General features: G+C 41.2%; 19 protein-coding genes. 11 read left to right on the top strand and 8 right to left on the bottom strand.

Annotated features, from left to right (window positions below):
* The first annotated feature begins 375 nt into the window (after nt 1–375).
* Both JFU56_RS22175 and JFU56_RS22180 read left to right on the top strand, forming a co-directional pair.
* Nucleotides 376–615 (top strand): hypothetical protein, encoded by a 240-nt coding sequence (locus JFU56_RS22175; RefSeq protein ID WP_198439390.1) that lies wholly within the window; start codon nt 376–378, stop codon nt 613–615.
* 179 nt (nt 616–794) lie between these two features.
* Entirely contained in the window at nt 795–1514 is a 720-nt protein-coding gene (locus JFU56_RS22180; protein WP_198439391.1) for a hypothetical protein, read from the top strand.
* A gap of 96 nt (nt 1515–1610) precedes the next feature.
* On the opposite strand, the gene JFU56_RS22185 is transcribed toward JFU56_RS22180, so the two are convergent.
* Both JFU56_RS22185 and JFU56_RS22190 read right to left on the bottom strand, forming a co-directional pair.
* A complete protein-coding gene (locus JFU56_RS22185) occupies nt 1611–2114 on the bottom strand; it encodes a CreA family protein (RefSeq protein ID WP_198439392.1) in 504 nt (167 codons plus the stop codon).
* Nucleotides 2115–2269: 155 nt separating this feature from the next.
* Complete coding sequence (locus JFU56_RS22190) at nt 2270–2650, bottom strand: TraR/DksA C4-type zinc finger protein (RefSeq protein WP_198439393.1); 381 nt, start codon at nt 2648–2650, stop codon at nt 2270–2272.
* Nucleotides 2651–2979: 329 nt separating this feature from the next.
* Here JFU56_RS22190 and JFU56_RS22195 point away from each other — a divergent pair, with 329 nt between their 5' ends.
* Together JFU56_RS22195 and rmuC are read left to right on the top strand one after the other, a co-directional pair.
* Complete coding sequence (locus JFU56_RS22195) at nt 2980–3216, top strand: hypothetical protein (protein WP_198439394.1); 237 nt, start codon at nt 2980–2982, stop codon at nt 3214–3216.
* Between the two features lie 8 nt (nt 3217–3224).
* On the top strand, nt 3225–4583 hold the full coding sequence (rmuC, locus tag JFU56_RS22200; protein ID WP_198439395.1) for a DNA recombination protein RmuC: 1359 nt from the start codon (nt 3225–3227) through the stop codon (nt 4581–4583).
* A 49-nt stretch (nt 4584–4632) separates the two neighbouring features.
* Here the strand turns inward: rmuC and JFU56_RS22205 are convergent, their stop codons facing one another.
* From JFU56_RS22205 to def, 5 genes are all read right to left on the bottom strand, one after another.
* Nucleotides 4633–6078, bottom strand: a complete 1446-nt coding sequence (locus JFU56_RS22205; protein ID WP_198439396.1) for a TrkH family potassium uptake protein — start codon at nt 6076–6078, stop codon at nt 4633–4635.
* A gap of 21 nt (nt 6079–6099) precedes the next feature.
* Nucleotides 6100–7476, bottom strand: a complete 1377-nt coding sequence (gene trkA, locus JFU56_RS22210) for a Trk system potassium transporter TrkA (RefSeq protein ID WP_198439397.1) — start codon at nt 7474–7476, stop codon at nt 6100–6102.
* 190 nt (nt 7477–7666) lie between these two features.
* Nucleotides 7667–8962 carry a 16S rRNA (cytosine(967)-C(5))-methyltransferase RsmB gene (gene rsmB, locus JFU56_RS22215; protein ID WP_198439398.1) on the bottom strand — a complete coding sequence of 432 codons (1296 nt, stop codon included), beginning with the start codon at nt 8960–8962 and terminating at the stop codon, nt 7667–7669.
* A 51-nt stretch (nt 8963–9013) separates the two neighbouring features.
* The gene (gene fmt / locus JFU56_RS22220; protein WP_198439399.1) at nt 9014–9967 is read right to left on the bottom strand and encodes a methionyl-tRNA formyltransferase; all 954 of its coding nucleotides are present in this window, start codon (nt 9965–9967) and stop codon (nt 9014–9016) included.
* Nucleotides 9968–9989: 22 nt separating this feature from the next.
* Nucleotides 9990–10493 (bottom strand): peptide deformylase, encoded by a 504-nt coding sequence (gene def, locus JFU56_RS22225; protein WP_198439400.1) that lies wholly within the window; start codon nt 10491–10493, stop codon nt 9990–9992.
* Between the two features lie 105 nt (nt 10494–10598).
* Here def and JFU56_RS22230 point away from each other — a divergent pair, with 105 nt between their 5' ends.
* The 7 genes from JFU56_RS22230 (at nt 10599) to aroE (ending at nt 16115) form a co-directional block, all read left to right on the top strand.
* Nucleotides 10599–11690 carry a LysM peptidoglycan-binding domain-containing protein gene (locus JFU56_RS22230; protein ID WP_198439401.1) on the top strand — a complete coding sequence of 364 codons (1092 nt, stop codon included), beginning with the start codon at nt 10599–10601 and terminating at the stop codon, nt 11688–11690.
* A 17-nt stretch (nt 11691–11707) separates the two neighbouring features.
* Nucleotides 11708–12817 (top strand): DNA-processing protein DprA, encoded by a 1110-nt coding sequence (dprA, locus tag JFU56_RS22235; RefSeq protein WP_242066052.1) that lies wholly within the window; start codon nt 11708–11710, stop codon nt 12815–12817.
* Nucleotides 12817–13293 carry a DUF494 family protein gene (locus tag JFU56_RS22240; RefSeq protein ID WP_198439402.1) on the top strand — a complete coding sequence of 159 codons (477 nt, stop codon included), beginning with the start codon at nt 12817–12819 and terminating at the stop codon, nt 13291–13293. The genes dprA and JFU56_RS22240 overlap by 1 nt, the downstream gene beginning before the upstream one ends.
* Nucleotides 13294–13399: 106 nt before the next feature.
* Nucleotides 13400–13969: a type I DNA topoisomerase gene (locus JFU56_RS22245; protein WP_198439403.1), complete on the top strand. Its 570-nt coding sequence runs from the start codon at nt 13400–13402 to the stop codon at nt 13967–13969.
* A gap of 61 nt (nt 13970–14030) precedes the next feature.
* The gene (purE, locus tag JFU56_RS22250; protein ID WP_198439404.1) at nt 14031–14540 is read left to right on the top strand and encodes a 5-(carboxyamino)imidazole ribonucleotide mutase; all 510 of its coding nucleotides are present in this window, start codon (nt 14031–14033) and stop codon (nt 14538–14540) included.
* 77 nt (nt 14541–14617) lie between these two features.
* The gene (locus JFU56_RS22255) at nt 14618–15205 is read left to right on the top strand and encodes an L-threonylcarbamoyladenylate synthase (RefSeq protein ID WP_198439405.1); all 588 of its coding nucleotides are present in this window, start codon (nt 14618–14620) and stop codon (nt 15203–15205) included.
* Nucleotides 15206–15302: 97 nt separating this feature from the next.
* Nucleotides 15303–16115: a shikimate dehydrogenase gene (gene aroE, locus JFU56_RS22260; RefSeq protein WP_198439406.1), complete on the top strand. Its 813-nt coding sequence runs from the start codon at nt 15303–15305 to the stop codon at nt 16113–16115.
* A 141-nt stretch (nt 16116–16256) separates the two neighbouring features.
* On the opposite strand, the gene JFU56_RS22265 is transcribed toward aroE, so the two are convergent.
* Entirely contained in the window at nt 16257–16799 is a 543-nt protein-coding gene (locus JFU56_RS22265) for a gamma carbonic anhydrase family protein (RefSeq protein ID WP_198439407.1), read from the bottom strand.
* Between the last annotated feature and the right edge of the window lie 308 nt (nt 16800–17107).

A 17107-nucleotide genomic window follows, 5' to 3' on the forward strand; every position in this document is an offset into this window, starting at 1 on the left:
TTAGCGCAGCTTGGTAGCGCACCTGGTTTGGGACCAGGGGGTCAGAGGTTCGAATCCTCTATCACCGACCACTTATTATTCCAAGAAATTGGAAGTCGAGAAAGCCTGCTCATTGAGCAGGCTTTTTTCGTTTCAGACACTTCATTATACTGCTGTTATTTATCTATTTGTATTCTCCTGCGCTAACGATTTAATTCATATCATTTATTTGCAGTGACTTCACAGTTCTTATTGCGCTTGATATGACACCTGGTCATTTATCCGTTTTACCTCTCAATCTCGCTGACTGATGATTCCACTGATTACGTGAATGTGTTTTTATGGGCATTCATTATATTTCTAAGGGATAGAAATAAGGGACTATAAGGGGGTGTTATGAATGGAAAATGGGATGTTAAACAACGAGATTCAGGATCGAATACGGTTATATCATCCTTGCTAAAAACGGCAGGTGGCATGACGGGAATTTCTGAGGTTTTGCAACAAAGCCAATTTGAATCACTGTTAGTTAAAGTACAACTCAGTGATGACAATTTGAATGAAGCTGACTTACTTTCTCGTATATTAGGTGTTGAACCATTAATTTCAGAGCAAGAGCATGGTAATAAAGTCTAGAGTAAACAGGTTAAGCCCATTCTTAGAGAGTGGGCTTTTTTTTGCCTGAGTTTTGATTATCTGCGTGGTCTGCATTTAAAATATCAAATTTAAGCAATTATTGATTATCACCTTCAGATGACACTGATATACTCTCGCACCTAATTTACTTGAATCTAGTATTGTCTAAGGGTTGCCACGTGACTGAAATCAGTTTTTATCAACAAGTTTATCCTATCATTGTCATGATGCCGATTGCCGCTGCTTGCTTTTTAGCGCTGGTATTATCTAAAGGTGAAGTATGTCCTGGGCAGTGTAAACGTATTACCGAAAATATGATCTCAATCTGGGCGGTATTGGCATTGGGCTTGATGATTGGTATCGAGGTATATGCAACGACTGCAACCCTAGTTATTGGTGGTGTCGCAGTATTTATTGGTATTATACAAAACTTGATTCAATCACGGCTAGAGGGTAAACGGGCTATTCCGAGTACGTGGCTGCGCTTGCCTATCGCGCTGGCTGTGATAACGGGTTTATTAGTCTTGTGGCAGCAACAGCAACCATTGTTACTATTAGAATCGGTATTATTGGGGGCGGTATTCGCACATGTTATCTTATTACGTGCTAAACATCGTTTACAGGCCTTCAATGTTATTTTGCCTGTCGTAGGTATCGCGAGCAGTGTATTGCTGATGCTGGGCTTGTTAGTTGTTGCAAGTATGCATGCTGAGCCAAGCAATATCAGTGTGATCCAAGAGTTTGTTATTTACCGTGCGATTATCTTATTACTGGCATTGGGTGTGTGGACTATCCCGCTTTATACCAAGCAAGAGTACACGCCAAATATTGTGTCATTGACAACGGTATTACTGTTGTTTTCAGAAGTGATGAGCATGGGCATTATTGCGGAATTTTAAGTTCGCATGATCAATAATTAGCATTGAACATAAATATAAAGCCACTGTCGTCAGTGGCTTTATGCTTTTTAGCGTATCAATTTACTCTACGACGAGCTATTTTTTTACTGCGACCACTGGAGCCTGCCAAGCTTTAGTTGCCCATAACGGCACTGTTGACAATGAATGTTTATAGCTACCATTAATCTCTTTGGTCGAGTACGACACATACAATAAGCTTTGGCTATCAGCATCATAAATTCGACGAATTTTGAGTGATTTAAATAAGATGCTCTTCGATTGCTTGAAGATCACTTCACCGCCTTTCGAAGTGTCAATAGTCGCCAGCATTGCTGCTGTTATCTCACCTGTTTGACGACATGCGATGCCCATATCTGATGGGTCTGAAAAATCTAAATCGGCTTCAATATGGCTGACATGACAAGTGACGCCTGGTATTGCTGGATCAATGAAACTATTGATCTTGATATCTTTAGTGGTAAATAAACCGAGGCTAATCTTACCTGACTCATCATCACTACAACCACTTAGCGCAACACTGCTGACAAGTAATGATAATAAACTGAATTTCTTAAAATTGGCTGATAATGGCTTTAACATCGATGCATTCCTATTGCGGTTTGGGTGGGAGATATTACAGATTAATACGGAATGAGATATGAGGAAAGTAATAACATGGATTTGTTAATACCTTCCGTCTTTTATCGTATTATAGCGAACAACCTGAGTTGGCTATTTGATTGTATTGCGCAGTATTAACGGCGGTACAAGCTGTGGTCAGTAAACTCTTTAGTTGACTGACATTCTAAGCATAAACGCGACTCAGGACGAGCCTGTAAGCGCTTAATCGATATTTCATCACCACAGCCATCACAATAGCCATAATCACCGCTATCGATGCGATGTAATGCTTTAACGATCTTTTTGATGTGCAACTTATCGTGATCAATGCGATTTAGCTCTAAACGATGAGCTTCTTCCATGGCTGCGCGATCAATTTCGTCTGCCATTTCGTTACTATCAGAGATAACAACATTCGTTGATTGGTTCTCAATGCGTGCTCGGATCTCAGTTTGCTCTGATTCTAGTTTATCTTTGAAATAGGCAACTTGGCCTTCATTCATAAAATCGCTCATATATATTACCTATTTCGTATTCGGATTATAATTAATTAGCATAACAGACATTTTCATTGTCCATAATATATGGGTTATTAACCCAACTTTGGTAAAAAATAACTGAAAATTACAAATTGGGGTATTTTGTCTCGTTTCAAGGGGGATGGCTAATTAATCTGCATTATTTTATCTGAAATGTGCTGTGATTGTGATTATCCTCAGTAGATTAGTTTTAATCTTGAGCAGGTTAGGCTAACATCATTATCTATTTTCAGTATTATTAACGCTGACATTTAAGTGTTATTGTTAAGCGCGATGATTAAGCCCTGTGATTAAGGAATATGTTGATGAAAGCGATAACGGTACATCGCCCGACGTTAAAGATTATCTGGAAACTGCTCGTTTTTTTATTCTTTCCACTTGTTATCTGGCTATACAGCGTGATTGGTGACGTCCCATTTGCTGATATTGATAGTGGTGCAAATTATCACAAATGGATTATTTTCTTCCTCTATCTTAGCTGTCTTGCTACGTGGTTATACATCGACCGCACATTGTCACATAGCTCCTTCTTCCGTCATTGATTTATTTTATGAGTATTGATTCTTTGTTTCCAGTCTTACCTTATATCGCCGCGACGTGTGTCGCGATTATTTGTGCGCTGATTGCGATTCGTAAAAATCAGCAAGCGACATTCTCTATGCAAACGTTAGGTCATGATGTTGAGTTGTTAGAGCAGCAATTGGATAACGTTAATTACAATTATGAGCAGTTACAGCAAGAACATGATAACAACAAATTAAAATTAGAGTCGCAAAACAACCAGTTAATTAAAGTGATGTCACGATTACGTGAAAGTGATATTCGCCTGCAAACAGAACGCCAAGCCAGTGAAGAAAAATTGGCATTGCAAGCGCAATCAGAACAACGTTTACAACAGCAATTTGAAAATCTAGCGAATAAGATTTTTGATAGTAAAACCGACAATTTTAAAGAACTAAATAAGTCTAGTGTGGAATTACTGTTGTCGCCATTAAAAACCCAACTTGAAGGTTTTAAACAACAAGTTCAGGAGGTGTATTCTAATGAGGCGAAAGAGCGTCACAGCCTGCAATCTGAAGTCGCTCGGTTACAGCAAGTGTATCAGCTTATGTCGAGTGAGACGGCTAACCTGACGAAGGCATTGAAAGGTGATAACAAGCAACAAGGTAATTGGGGCGAAGTTATTTTAGCGCGTATTTTGTCGGAATCTGGGTTACGTGAAGGCCATGAATACGATGTGCAAGTGAGTCTTAATAATGAACACGGCAAGCGTTTCCAGCCCGATGTGATTGTGCATTTGCCACAAGATAAAGATGTGGTGGTTGATTCGAAAGTGTCATTAACTGCCTACGAACGTTATTTTAATGCTGAAGATGACATTACACGAAAACAAGCATTACAAGAGCATGTGAGCTCTGTGCGTAGCCATATTCGTGAATTAGGGCGTAAGGATTATCATTTATTACAAGGTTTGAAAACATTAGACTATGTGTTGCTGTTTGTGGCTGTAGAACCGGCATTTCTTGCGGCTTTAGAGGCTGATCCGAGTTTAATGAAATTTGCATTGGATAATAATATTATGTTGGTGAGTCCGACTAATTTATTAATAGCCTTACGTACCATTGATAATTTATGGCGTTATGAACGTCAGAATCAGAATGCGCAGTTAATCGCAGAACGTGCGGGTAAGATCTACGAGAAATTACGTTTGTTTAGTGATGATATGCAAGATATGGGCGTGGCATTAGACAAAGCGCAGGATAGTTACGATTCGGCGATGAAGCGCCTGGCAACAGGCAAAGGTAATTTAATCAAACAAGCACAGCAATTTGTGGAACTGGGTGTTGAGGTTAAAAAACCATTACCTGCCGAACTAATCGAAAAAAGCAGTGTTAACTTATTGGAATAACGCTTTGTCTTGACTCTAGTTCTAGCTTAGCTCTAACTTAGTACTAGAGTTAACCTTTCCAAAATGCAGGGGTTATGAGCACTAACACCGTCATGATCTCTAATCTTCCCATTAGCATACCTAAACTGAGCGCCCATTTTGCGCTATCGGGTAGGCTAGCAAAGTTACCTGACGGACCGATGACTGGCCCTAATCCTGGACCCACATTCGCAACCGCTGTTATGGCGCCAGTAATACTGGTGATAGGATCTAATCCGAGTAGGCTCAATATCGCCGCTAATATGGCGATCGTGGCAATAAAGGCGCTGCCAAAAGCAACCACTGAGCGCACTATCACATCATTGACATTACGACCGTTGTAGTGCTGTCTAAACACCCCCGATGGATGAACTAGCTGTGACATTTGCTTGCGAAATAAGGTAAAGGCAATTTGAAAGCGGAAAATTTTAATGCCGCCTGATGTCGAGCCAGAACAGGCTCCGGTAAACATTAAACCAGCAAATAATACCGTTGTAAATTCCCCCCAAGTACCGAAATCTGTTAAGCCGAAACCCGTTGTCGTGACCACTGATACAATATTAAACATACTAATACGTATAGCATCGGTGAGACTGAAAACATCTTTTTGCCAGAGGTATAGCGACATAGTGAGTGTCATGATCAGTACCAGTTTGGCAAAGCCGATGATCTGAGCATCCTTAATCAGGACTTTGATATTGCGGCGGTGAATGGCAGTGATCAAGAGCAAGAAAGGCAAGCCCCCCAAAAACATAAAGAAGGTACCATTCCATTGCGCAGCGTTGGAGAAATGCGCCATCGATTGATCGGAAGTGGAATAACCACCTGTCGATAAGGTAGTCATGGCATGATTCACAGCTTCGAAACTGGTCATTCCAGCGCTTAGATAACCGAAATAACACAGCATGGTTAAGCTTAAATAAACATACATTACGTAGGCGGCGGTATGTTGTGTTTTGGCGGTGTTTTTATCAGACCAATCAGATGATTCAGTTTGGAATAAACGCATGCCACCGACGTTGAGGTAAGGTAATACAGCTACGCCCATCACCACAAAACCAACACCACCGAGCCACTGTAAAATCGAACGCCACAACAAGACACTGTGCGCAGTGCTATCTAAATTTGATAATACGGTAGAGCCAGTGGTGGTGATACCTGACATGGTTTCAAAATAAGCATCAGTATAGCTGATATGCTGGATCAGCATGAGTGGTAGAGCTGCAAAGGCAGACGCAATTATCCACACACAGGTCGTCAGCAAAAACATTTCGCGGATACCGAGTTTGAATTCTTTAGAACGACCTTTATGCCAAAATAAACCCGATGCAATCGTCGTAATAACGATGGATTTAAAGAATTCTGGCACGCCATGGCCATCGGTATATATAGCTAATACCAATGGCGCAATCATGAATAAGGCAAGGGCACGTAATACCACACTTGCCATAAATAATATGGGTTTTAAATTAACCATGAAGCAAGGTTCTATATGTGTTTATAAGAAAAATGGACTAGGTTGGAAAAGTTTCTCTACATCTGGGATGAACTTTTTATCAACTAAAAACATAACGACGTGATCATCTTGTTCAATCACGGTTTTGTCATGGGCAATCAATACTGCATCATTACGCACTATCGCACCAATTGTCGTTCCTACTGGCAGTTTTAAACTACCGACAGTGCGGCCAACAACGCGAGATGTTAATTTATCGCCATAAGCAATTGCTTCAATCGCTTCTGCTGCACCACGACGTAATGAATAAACATTGGCGATACCAGCACGGCGGACATGGGTTAATAGCGCTGAAATGGTCGCTTGTTGCGGTGAGATCGCAATATCAATTGTACCACCTTGCACAAGATCGACATAAGCACCGCGTTGAATGAGTACCATGGCTTTTTTCGCGCCCATGCGTTTAGCGAGCATGGCTGACATAATATTTGCTTCGTCATCATTGGTGACGGCAATAAATACATCCGTTTGATCAATATGCTCTTCATTGAGCAATTCTTGGTCGGATGCATCCCCACAGAATACGATGGTATTGTTGAGCATTTCTGATAACTGTTCTGCGCGAGTGATATTACGTTCGATCAGTTTTACCGAATAATCGCGTTCTAAACGACCCGCAAGTGCAGCACCAATATTACCACCGCCAGCGATAATAATACGGCGGTAAGGGTTTTCGAGTTTTTGTAGCTCACTCATCACTGCGCGGATATTGTTACTTGCAGAGACAAAGAAAACTTCGTCATCGGCTTCAATAATAGTGGTGCCGAGTGGACGGATCGGCTTGCCTTGACGGAAAATGGCCGCCACACGCGCTTCAACATTGGGCATGTGCTCACGTAATGCAGCAAGCGCATTACCGACCAATGGACCACCGTAATAGGCTTTTAATGCAACCAGTCCGACTTTGTTGTTCGCAAAGTTGACTACTTGCAGTGCACCAGGGTAGTCGATAAGACGTTTAATATAATCGGTAACCAGTTGCTCGGGTGCGATTAAGTGATCAACCGCGATCGCCCCGTTGTGAAATAAGGTTTCTTTGTGGTCTAGATAAGATTCGTTTCTGATCCGAGCGATTTTATTGGGGGTATTAAATAGGGTGTAAGCAACCTGACAAGCGATCATATTGGTTTCGTCATTGTTGGTTACTGCGACGAGCATATCGGCATCTTGGGCCCCCGCTTCGCGAAGTACGTCTGGGTTAGCCCCGTGACCTTCAACAACACGTAGATCAAATTTATCTTGTAAATTTCTTAGGCTAGAGCCATCGCGGTCGATAATGGTAATGTCATTATTCTCACCTACTAGGTTTTCAGCTAGTGTGCCGCCAACTTGGCCTGCCCCGATAATGATGATTTTCATTTAACCTCGCACCAAATAAAATTGTCGTGATCTGTTTTGATAACGCTATTCTACGCCTATCTAAACTAAAGTTGAACCAAGCTAAGGTTTAATTAAGATAAAAATTGAATAACGCCAATGGTTTATAGCCAAGTGACAATGGTTTATCAATTGGCTATAAGGGCTGTAGATACTCAGTACCTGGTGATCGTTACGCTTTTTTTTGTAATTTTGCGTAGAAGAACCCATCCATACCTTGGGTATTAGGTAGGATCTGCCAGCTAAATGCTTTGTCTTCACTGTTTGCATTTAGTGGTACTAGCACTGCATCAGTGGTACGTGCTACAAACTGGCTAATTTGCTCACTGTTTTCAGCTGGTAGAATTGAACATGTTGCGTATAACAGTGTGCCACCTGGTTTAAGTTGCTGCCACATCGCATCTAAAATTTCAGATTGCAGTTGTACTAATGGTGCTATATCTGAATCGCGACGTAACCATTTGATATCCGGATGACGACGAATAACACCGGTTGCACTACAAGGCGCATCTAGCAGAATACGGTCAAATTTATCACCTTTCCACCAATCATCAGGCTTGCTGGCATCACCATGAATGAGCTCTGCTTCTAACTGCATACGGGTTAGATTTTCTTGCACGCGTGCTAGACGCATTTCATCAAAATCAACCGCTACAAGATGTTTTAGTGCTGGTTGACGTTCTAAAATGTGCGCTGTTTTACCACCTGGAGCTGCACATGCATCAAGTACTAGCTCACCTGGCTGTGCATCTAAGAATTGCGCGGCAAATTGTGCTGCGCCATCTTGTACTGAGCTATGGCCTTCAGCAAAACCAGCAAGTTTGTAAACATCAGTCGGCTTTTCTAAGCGTAAAGCAGAATCAGCACTTTCAACTATGTCAGCTACAATGTCGTCTGCGGCCAATAATGCTTGGTAATCTTCCCGATTATGATGTTGTTGGTTAACGCGGATCCACATTGGCGGGCGCTCGTTGTTTGCCATTAATACATCTTGCCACTGCTTTGGGTAAGCGGCTTTAATTCGTTTGATTAACCAACCTGGGTGACCAAATTTACATGCATCGTTACCGTCAGCTAGGACTTCTAGGTCTTCTTGTTGACGCTGGTAGTTACGTAAAATGGCATTGACTAAACCACTTAATTTAGGTGATTTTAATACTTTAATTGCGTTAACTGTTTCAGCTACGGCAGCGTGTGCAGGGATACGCATATATTTTAGTTGGTAGATACCCACTAAAATTAAGAAATGGACAGGTCTTTGCTTACCAATCAATGGTTTGCTCATTAGTTGACGACTAATAAACTCAAGACGCGGCAACCAGCGCAGCACGCCGTAACAGATCTCCTGTAGTAAAGCACGATCCTTGGCAGGTAATAATTGCTGTGCAATCGGTAAGGCTGTCGTCAATGACTGGCCTCTATCAACTACTTGGTAAAGTACTTTTGCAGCGCTAGCTCTGGTTTTCATGTATATATATCCGCAGTAGAACCGTTTAACATCGCTAAACGGTTATAAATATTAAATAGAATTAAGTAATTGACCGACAGTAAACCACTCTTTACGAGCGTTTAATATATCTTGCACTGGCATCGCTTTCTTACCAGCAAGTTGCATGTTTAATAACGTTAACACACCATTGCCAGTTGCGACTTGAATACCTTGTTTGGTTGCTGCTATTACAGTACCTGGGTGTGCATCTGTTGTTTCTTCACTGACGCTTGTTTGCCAAATTTTAACATTCTGTTCAGCAATTTGGGTGTAGCTTACAGGCCAAGGGTTAAAAGCACGGACTTGACGTTCAATCTCTACAGCAGATTGAGTCCAATCTATGTTTGCTTCTTCTTTACTTAGCTTGGCTGCATAGTTTGATTGTTCGTTATCTTGCACTTGCGCAACAGCGGTGTTGTTACTGATTTGTGCTAATGTTTCTAGTAAACCTTGTGGACCAAGTTCTGCTAGTTTGTCATATAAACTGGCACTGGTTTCATCATCTGCAATCGGGCATGTCACTTTATGTAACATCGCCCCTGTATCAAGGCCTAAATCCATTTGCATAATCGTGACGCCTGTTTCTGCATCACCAGCCCAAATTGAACGCTGAATTGGTGCTGCTCCGCGCCATCTTGGTAGTAATGAACCATGCACGTTAATACAGCCTAAGCGTGGTGTATCAAGTACTATTTGCGGCAGGATCAAGCCGTAGGCTACGACAACCATTAAGTCAGCATTTAACGCTGCTAATGCTTGTTGAGCGTCTTCATTGCGTAAACTAACAGGTTGGAATACTGGGATATCATGGCTAACTGCAAGTTGTTTTACATCACTTGGTTTTAGTTTTTTGCCACGTCCTGCTGGGCGATCGGGCTGGCTATATGCTGCGATCACTTCATGCTCTGAATTTATTAATGCAGAGAGGTGTTTGGCGGCAAAATCAGGTGTGCCGGCAAAAATAATTCGTAGTGGTTTGGTCAAGGTTAATTCCTAGTTTGTATTCTTATTTGTTTTGACGTGCTAGCTTTTCTAGCTTTTTTCGAATTCTTTGCTGTTTCAGTGGCGATAAGTAGTCAATGAACAATTTGCCATTCAGATGATCAACTTCGTGTTGTAAACAAATGGCTAATAAATCATGAGCTTCTAGTGTAAACTTATTTCCGTCACGGTCTAATGCTGTTACTGTCACGCTTTCCGCGCGGGGCACGAAAGCACGTGATTCTGGTACCGATAGGCAACCTTCTTCAATTCCCGTATCACCGTGTTTTTCGGTAATCTCTGGGTTGATTAGGATCAGAGGTTCATCGCGTTTTCCTGACACATCGATAACAACAATGCGCTGTAAAATATTGACTTGTACAGCCGCTAAACCAATGCCTTCTTCGGCATACATGGTTTCGAGCATGTTATCGATTATGATTTGTGTTGCTGGTGTGATTTCCTGCACAGGTTGAGCAATCTTTTTCAATCGATCATCAGGAAAATGTAAAACTTCTAATATAGCCATGGTACTTTCTTATTTTGAATGGATTCAAATAACGCTTAATTTTGACGTAAAACGTTACAATAATCACTATAAATATAAGCGTTCAAACAACAATTAGGAAAGGATATGTCCATAAAACGTCGTTTGATCTTTGCTTTGGCCGCTATTTTACCTTTTTTAGCGCATGCTGATAGCTTAAACTTAAAAAATCAATATCCCACTGAATACATCGTTAAAGAAGGCGATACGCTCTGGGATATATCAAGTAAATATTTACAAAGCCCTTGGCTGTGGCCACAGTTATGGGATGCAAACCCTGTATTAGCTGATCCGCATCTTATCTACCCCGGCGACAAACTACAATTAATCTTTGTTGATGGCCAACCACGTTTAGTACGTAATCATGTGCGTAAACGCATAATCAAAGTGTCCCCTAAAGCCCGACCTGAATTAAAAGGTAACCGTGCTATTCCGACGATACCGTTAAAATTAATCAATTCGTTTCTGAGTCGTGATTATGTTGCGACGAATGAAAAATTAAAACAAGCTCCCGTGATCTTAGGTAACAATGATGGTAATAGCACCTTCATTGTGGGTCATAGCATATTTGCATCAAGTTCGTTAAAGCCCGGTCAATACGGTATTTATCGCCGCGGGCGTATTTATACTGACCCAATGACGAATGAAAAATTGGGTAACGAAGTCGAGTTCATTGCGATTGCGCGCGTTGTTAATTCTGGTACGGAAACGATCCCAGCGAAATTATCAATTTTAAAAAGTAGTAAAGAAGCGCGTAAAGGCGACCGATTGCTGCCTATGCCTGAACAAGATCGGCTACCGGTTTATTTTCAGCCTCGTAATTTCCAATTGGCGAGTGACGGTTTGATTGTTGCCGCTGATGAGCAGTACAGTGCAATTGGTAAAAATGATGTGGTTGTTATTAACCGGGGCTGGCGTGATAGCGTCGGTGCTGGTGATGTATTCGCGGTATTAAAACGCGGTAAGACGATTGTTCGTCATGAGCAAGACCTTGATTTTGATTATGGTGATCAAGTTAACCAATACGATAAACTATTTTCGGACAAAAATGAGCTACAGCTCCCAGATGAACGGGTCGGAGAAATGATGGTGTTCAAAGTTTACGATAAAGTAAGCCTCGCGCTTATTACACATAGCTCACAAGTGATTAAACTTAACGATAAGGTAAGTAACTTATGATAATTAGGTAACGTGTAATGATGGTTAATGAAGAAGATAAATATTGGTTAGCATTATATGAAGTCCCCAAAATCGGGGGCAGTCGAGCGCTAAAATTATTACAGAAAACGTCATTAACTAAATTATTTACCAGTTCTGCGCAGTATCTACAATCACTCGGTCTAGATACCGCGCAGCAACAGGCCATCCTAAATCCGAATTGGCAGGTTATTGATCGCAATTTAAATTGGTTGGCAGAGCAAGAAAATCGTTACTTAATTCCTATCACCGCTAGTCACTACCCACTGACATTAAAAAACATTCCTGCTCCACCCTTACTTTTGTATCTCGAAGGTAATGTTGAATTAATATCGCAACCACAAATCGCCATGGTGGGTACACGAGCACCGAGTTATTATGGTAAAAGGTATGCTCACTGCTTTGCGGCAGAATTAGCGCAATTAGGATTCGTTATCACCAGTGGTCTCGCGATTGGTATTGATAGTGAGTGTCACCGTAGTGCTTTAGCTGTCAAAGGTGAAACAATCGCAGTGTTGGGGTCCGGTTTGGCAAGTGTTTACCCTAAACGCCACCTCAAGTTAGCTCAGCATATCCGAGAGCTAGGCGCCTTGGTGTCTGAGTTTAGTCCTTTCACCCAAGCAAGACCTGAGCATTTCCCACGCCGAAACCGTATTGTTAGTGGCTTATCCCTTGGTGTAGTTGTGGTTGAGGCCGCACTAAACAGCGGTTCATTGATATCTGCACGTTATGCCCTTGAACAAGGCAGAGAAGTCTTTGCTTTACCTGGTGTTATTGATAATCCCGCCGCTGCAGGCTGTCACTACCTGATCCAGCAAGGGGCGAAATTAATCACCCAAACCAGTGATATTACAGATGAACTCACATATATAAATGTGCGTACGAATTTTAAGCAAACAGACCTGTTCAACTCAGAACCCGAAACTGTTTCATTGCCAAATCAAATTATCTTAGATAATGTCGGTTATGAAGTAACGACAGCAGACCTAATTGCTGAGCGTAGCCAACAATCTGTTAGCCAAGTATTAACGAGTTTAATTGAACTGGAACTTGATAATTGGATCAATGCTGTGCCCGGTGGTTATGTTAGATCGCAACGGAGGGGCTAATGTTAGATATACTTATTTATCTTTTCGAAAATTTTTATGAACAAAATGAATCTGAGTTCTTAGTTGATCGAGATAACTTACTAGATGAGCTAATTCAGGCTGGTTTTGCTGAAGCTGAAATACATAAAGCGATTACTTGGATTGAAAATTTGGTCGAGCTGCGCAGTGGTGATGTACAAACTCATCTGCAGGTTTCAAGTGTCGAGTCGATGCGGATCTACACTGAGAATGAGCAATTTTACATAAATACTGAATGCCGTGGTTTTCTGTTATTTTTAGAACATATTAATGTACTTAACACTGAAACCAGAGAAATGGCCATTGCCCGCTTAGTTGAATTAGAAAATACCAATCTAGATCTTGAAGATATTAAATGGGTAATTCTAATGGTGCTTTTTAACGTACCAAATGGTGAGCAAGCCTATCTAAAAATGGAAGAATTAGTGCATGAAAAAGCGCACAATTACTTGCATTAAAACTGAATAAAACTGTGAGAGGGCGATTTTAATTCATTAATTACTGGCATAATATGTCAGTTTTGCTAATATTCGCCCATCAATTATTTACTTAAAAATTGTTCAAATGTCTAGAAATGACGAAAAATTGTTTACAGTTCATGAACATGCCTTGGAGAAAGAGTACGAGACGTGCCCGCAATGCGGTGCTGAGTTAAGTATTAAGAATGCCAAATCCGGGCCCTTTTTAGGTTGCAATAATTATCCAACTTGTGATTATTCACGCCCATTATCAAATCAATCTCATTTTGAAGATGACAAGGTACTTGTCGGTTCTGAATGTCCAGAATGTCAGCATGAACTCGCATTGAAACGCGGCCGTTATGGCTTTTTCATCGGTTGCACCCAATTCCCCACTTGTAATTATATGTCGAAAACAGAAACGCCAGATGAGACTGGTGTCGGCTGTCCACAGTGTAAGTCGGGTGAACTACTGCAGAAAAAATCACGTTTCGGCAAGATATTTTATTCTTGTAATAAATACCCTAAGTGTAAATACATTATTAATTTCAAACCTGTTTCAGAAGAGTGCCCCGAGTGTAAATGGGGCATTTTAGTGGAAAAGAAAACCAGTAATGGAAAACAACTTATTTGTCCGCAGAAAAGCTGTGGCTATAAGCGTGCTTTATTAGAATAGTGATTAACACTATCGATTAATTTAACCAATTAAAAATAACTCATACGGAAAGGGAATAATTATGTCTACACAATTTGTTGCAGTATTAATGGGCTCAGATTCAGATTTACCTGTGATGCAGGCTACGCTGAACGTACTTAAATCATTTGAAATTAAGTATGAAGTAAAAGTAACTTCTGCTCACCGTACTCCAGCAGCGACACATCAGTACGTGACTGATGCTGAAAGTCGTGGTTGTGCTGTATTTATCTGTGCTGCTGGTCTAGCTGCACATCTAGCTGGCGCAGTAGCAGGTATCACAACGCACCCTGTTATTGGTGTGCCAATTGACGCAGGCCCGCTACAAGGTATGGACGCGTTATTATCAACAGTGCAAATGCCTGGCGGTGTTCCAGTTGCATCTGTAGCAATTGGTAGCGCTGGTGCTAAAAATGCAGGTTATCTTGCTGCTCAAATGTTAGCTATCGGTAATCCAGAAATGGCTGCTAAAGTAAAAGCTGAACGTCAAGCTAATGCAGCCAGCATTATTGCTAAAGACGCAGCATTACAAGCTAAATTAAAAGAGCTGTAACTGTAATTGGTAATAAACTAAGCCTATCACTGTCGTTATAGTGTAAGAAATGGTAGCGTAAGCTACCATTTTTATTTATGACTATTAATAATAGATATAATCTAGTGAATAATTCAACCGCTATTAATAACGCTGTGATCGCGTTAAAAAACCAGCAAGTGATTGCTTATCCAACTGAAGCTGTATTTGGCTTGGGTTGCGACCCGATGAATGAAACGGCAGTCCAATGCTTGCTCACTATCAAACAACGCCCGATTGAAAAGGGACTGATCTTAATCGCCGCTAATTTAGCGCAGTTAGAGGATTATGTTGATCTGAGTAGATTGTCTGCGCTGCAAATCGATAATATTAAACAAACTTGGCCTGGTCCTGCGACTTGGGTTATGCCTGCTAAAGCGCAAGTGCCTAAATGGTTAACCGGACAATTTGACAGTATCGCAGTACGTGTTTCTGCACACCCTACTGTGCAACAATTGTGCCTTGCGTTTGGCGGGCCTATTACTTCAACGAGCGCTAACTTAACAGGGTTAACTCCCTGTGTTACTACAGCTGAAGTAACGCAACAACTCGCTCCATTACTTGGTGCTATTGTGGATGCTGCTGTGGGGGAACTGGCACAGCCGACAACAATTACAGATGCAGTGACTGGTAAAATCTACCGTTAATCATACTTAATCCTGATAATACCTATTGACCAATATGCGCTAGGCGTTGTTTACTAGGATCTTCTTTCTATTTATTTCATTACAGGAGTTATGTTGAATGGATCGTTATGCCGTATTTGGTAATCCAATAAACCACAGTAAATCACCAATGATCCACGCCTTATTTGCGCAGCAAACTGCGCAGGACCTGAGTTATGACGCCATTGAAGCGCCAATAAATGGTTTTACTGTTGCAATGAATCACTTTTTTGCTCAAGGTGGTAAAGGTTGTAATATCACTGTGCCTTTTAAAGAAGAAGCATTTTTATTTGCGCAGAAATTAACGCCGCGTGCAGAACTTGCTGGCGCTGTAAACACGTTACTGCTTACTGATGATGGTCAGGTCGTTGGTGATAATACTGATGGCTTTGGCTTAGTACATGATTTATTGCAATATACGACGCTCACAAATAAACGGGTACTATTATTAGGTGCCGGTGGTGCAGCCCGTGGTGTTATTGGTCCATTATTAGACCAAGGTATTACAGAATTAGTGATAGCAAATCGCACGGATACTAAGGCACAACAGTTAGCCACGTTATTTAATGATAAAGGACTGATTACAGCATGTAGTTTTACTGCATTAACGGGGGATTTTGATCTTATTATTAATTCAACATCAGCCAGTTTATCGGGGTTAGTACCGGCAATCTCGCCTGAATTAGTCGACAATAGTACGATCTGTTATGACATGATGTATAAAGCGGATACGACTGCTTTTAACTTATGGGCGGCTGAGCAAGGTGCGGAGCTGGTTATTGATGGACTCGGAATGTTGGTCGGTCAGGCAGCTGAAAGCTTTAATGTTTGGCGAGGAGTAACGCCTGTTATGGCGCCTGTACTTACAGCATTAAGAAAAACAATTAAATAATGTTAATCCGTTAAGCTTAATTAGCGGATATTGGTCACTACGATTAGCTCGCACTATATAAGCACCATATACATTATATGAGTAGTATAATAGCCGAAGTTAATCGTAGTATTCACCATGTTAAGCCCTCTGTCGTTTGGGCTATTGGTTATCTTCTATATATTCATTTTTAAGTATCACGTAATTATCTGCCGATAGTTTTAAAAATGCAATTTCATCACTCGTTAATTTTCTGGCTTGTTTTGCTGGGCTGCCGATATATAGATAGCCACTGACTAGTGTTTTTCTTGGTGGGACTAATGTTCCCGCACCGATCATTACATCATCTTCGATAATTGCACCATCGAGTACAATTGCACCCATCCCGACTAATACTCGATTGCCGATAGTGCAAGCATGTAATAGTGCTTTATGACCTACGGTTACATCCTCCCCGATAATTAAAGGTATGCCGGTTGGGTTTGCTGCACTTTTTCGCGTTACATGTAATATACAACCGTCTTGTACATTGGTACGGGCACCAATCGATATTTTGTTTACGTCTCCACGCGCTGCAACGAGGGGCCATATGCTCGCATCGCTGGCGATTGTTATATCGCCGATTAAAATTGCTGACTTATCTATATAAGCAGTGTTAGCTATTTGCGGCGAGATCCCTTGGTATTGTCGAAGTGAAATGCTCATTGTTGTCCTTATATAGTTATGTATGTTAGTTAAATGCGCTAATAGCATGGTAAACAACCAAGCTTGATAGTGCTATATTATTTTTTTATAAATAACTTGCCTGTAAAGGTTAAATCCCTATAATGGCGCCTCACTGACACGGCAACAGCCGCTCAGTAAGGTATTCAAAGTGACTTCGGTTACTTTTTGAACTTCCTGAATAAAGCATAAATATATGCTTGACTTCGAAACTGGTTTGCGTAGAATACGCAGCCTGACTACGACGCAAGGCGTCAAGGTCAACGCTCTTTAACAATTTATTCAAGCAA

The organism is Moritella sp. F3 (assembly GCF_015082335.1).
Classification (GTDB): domain Bacteria; phylum Pseudomonadota; class Gammaproteobacteria; order Enterobacterales; family Moritellaceae; genus Moritella.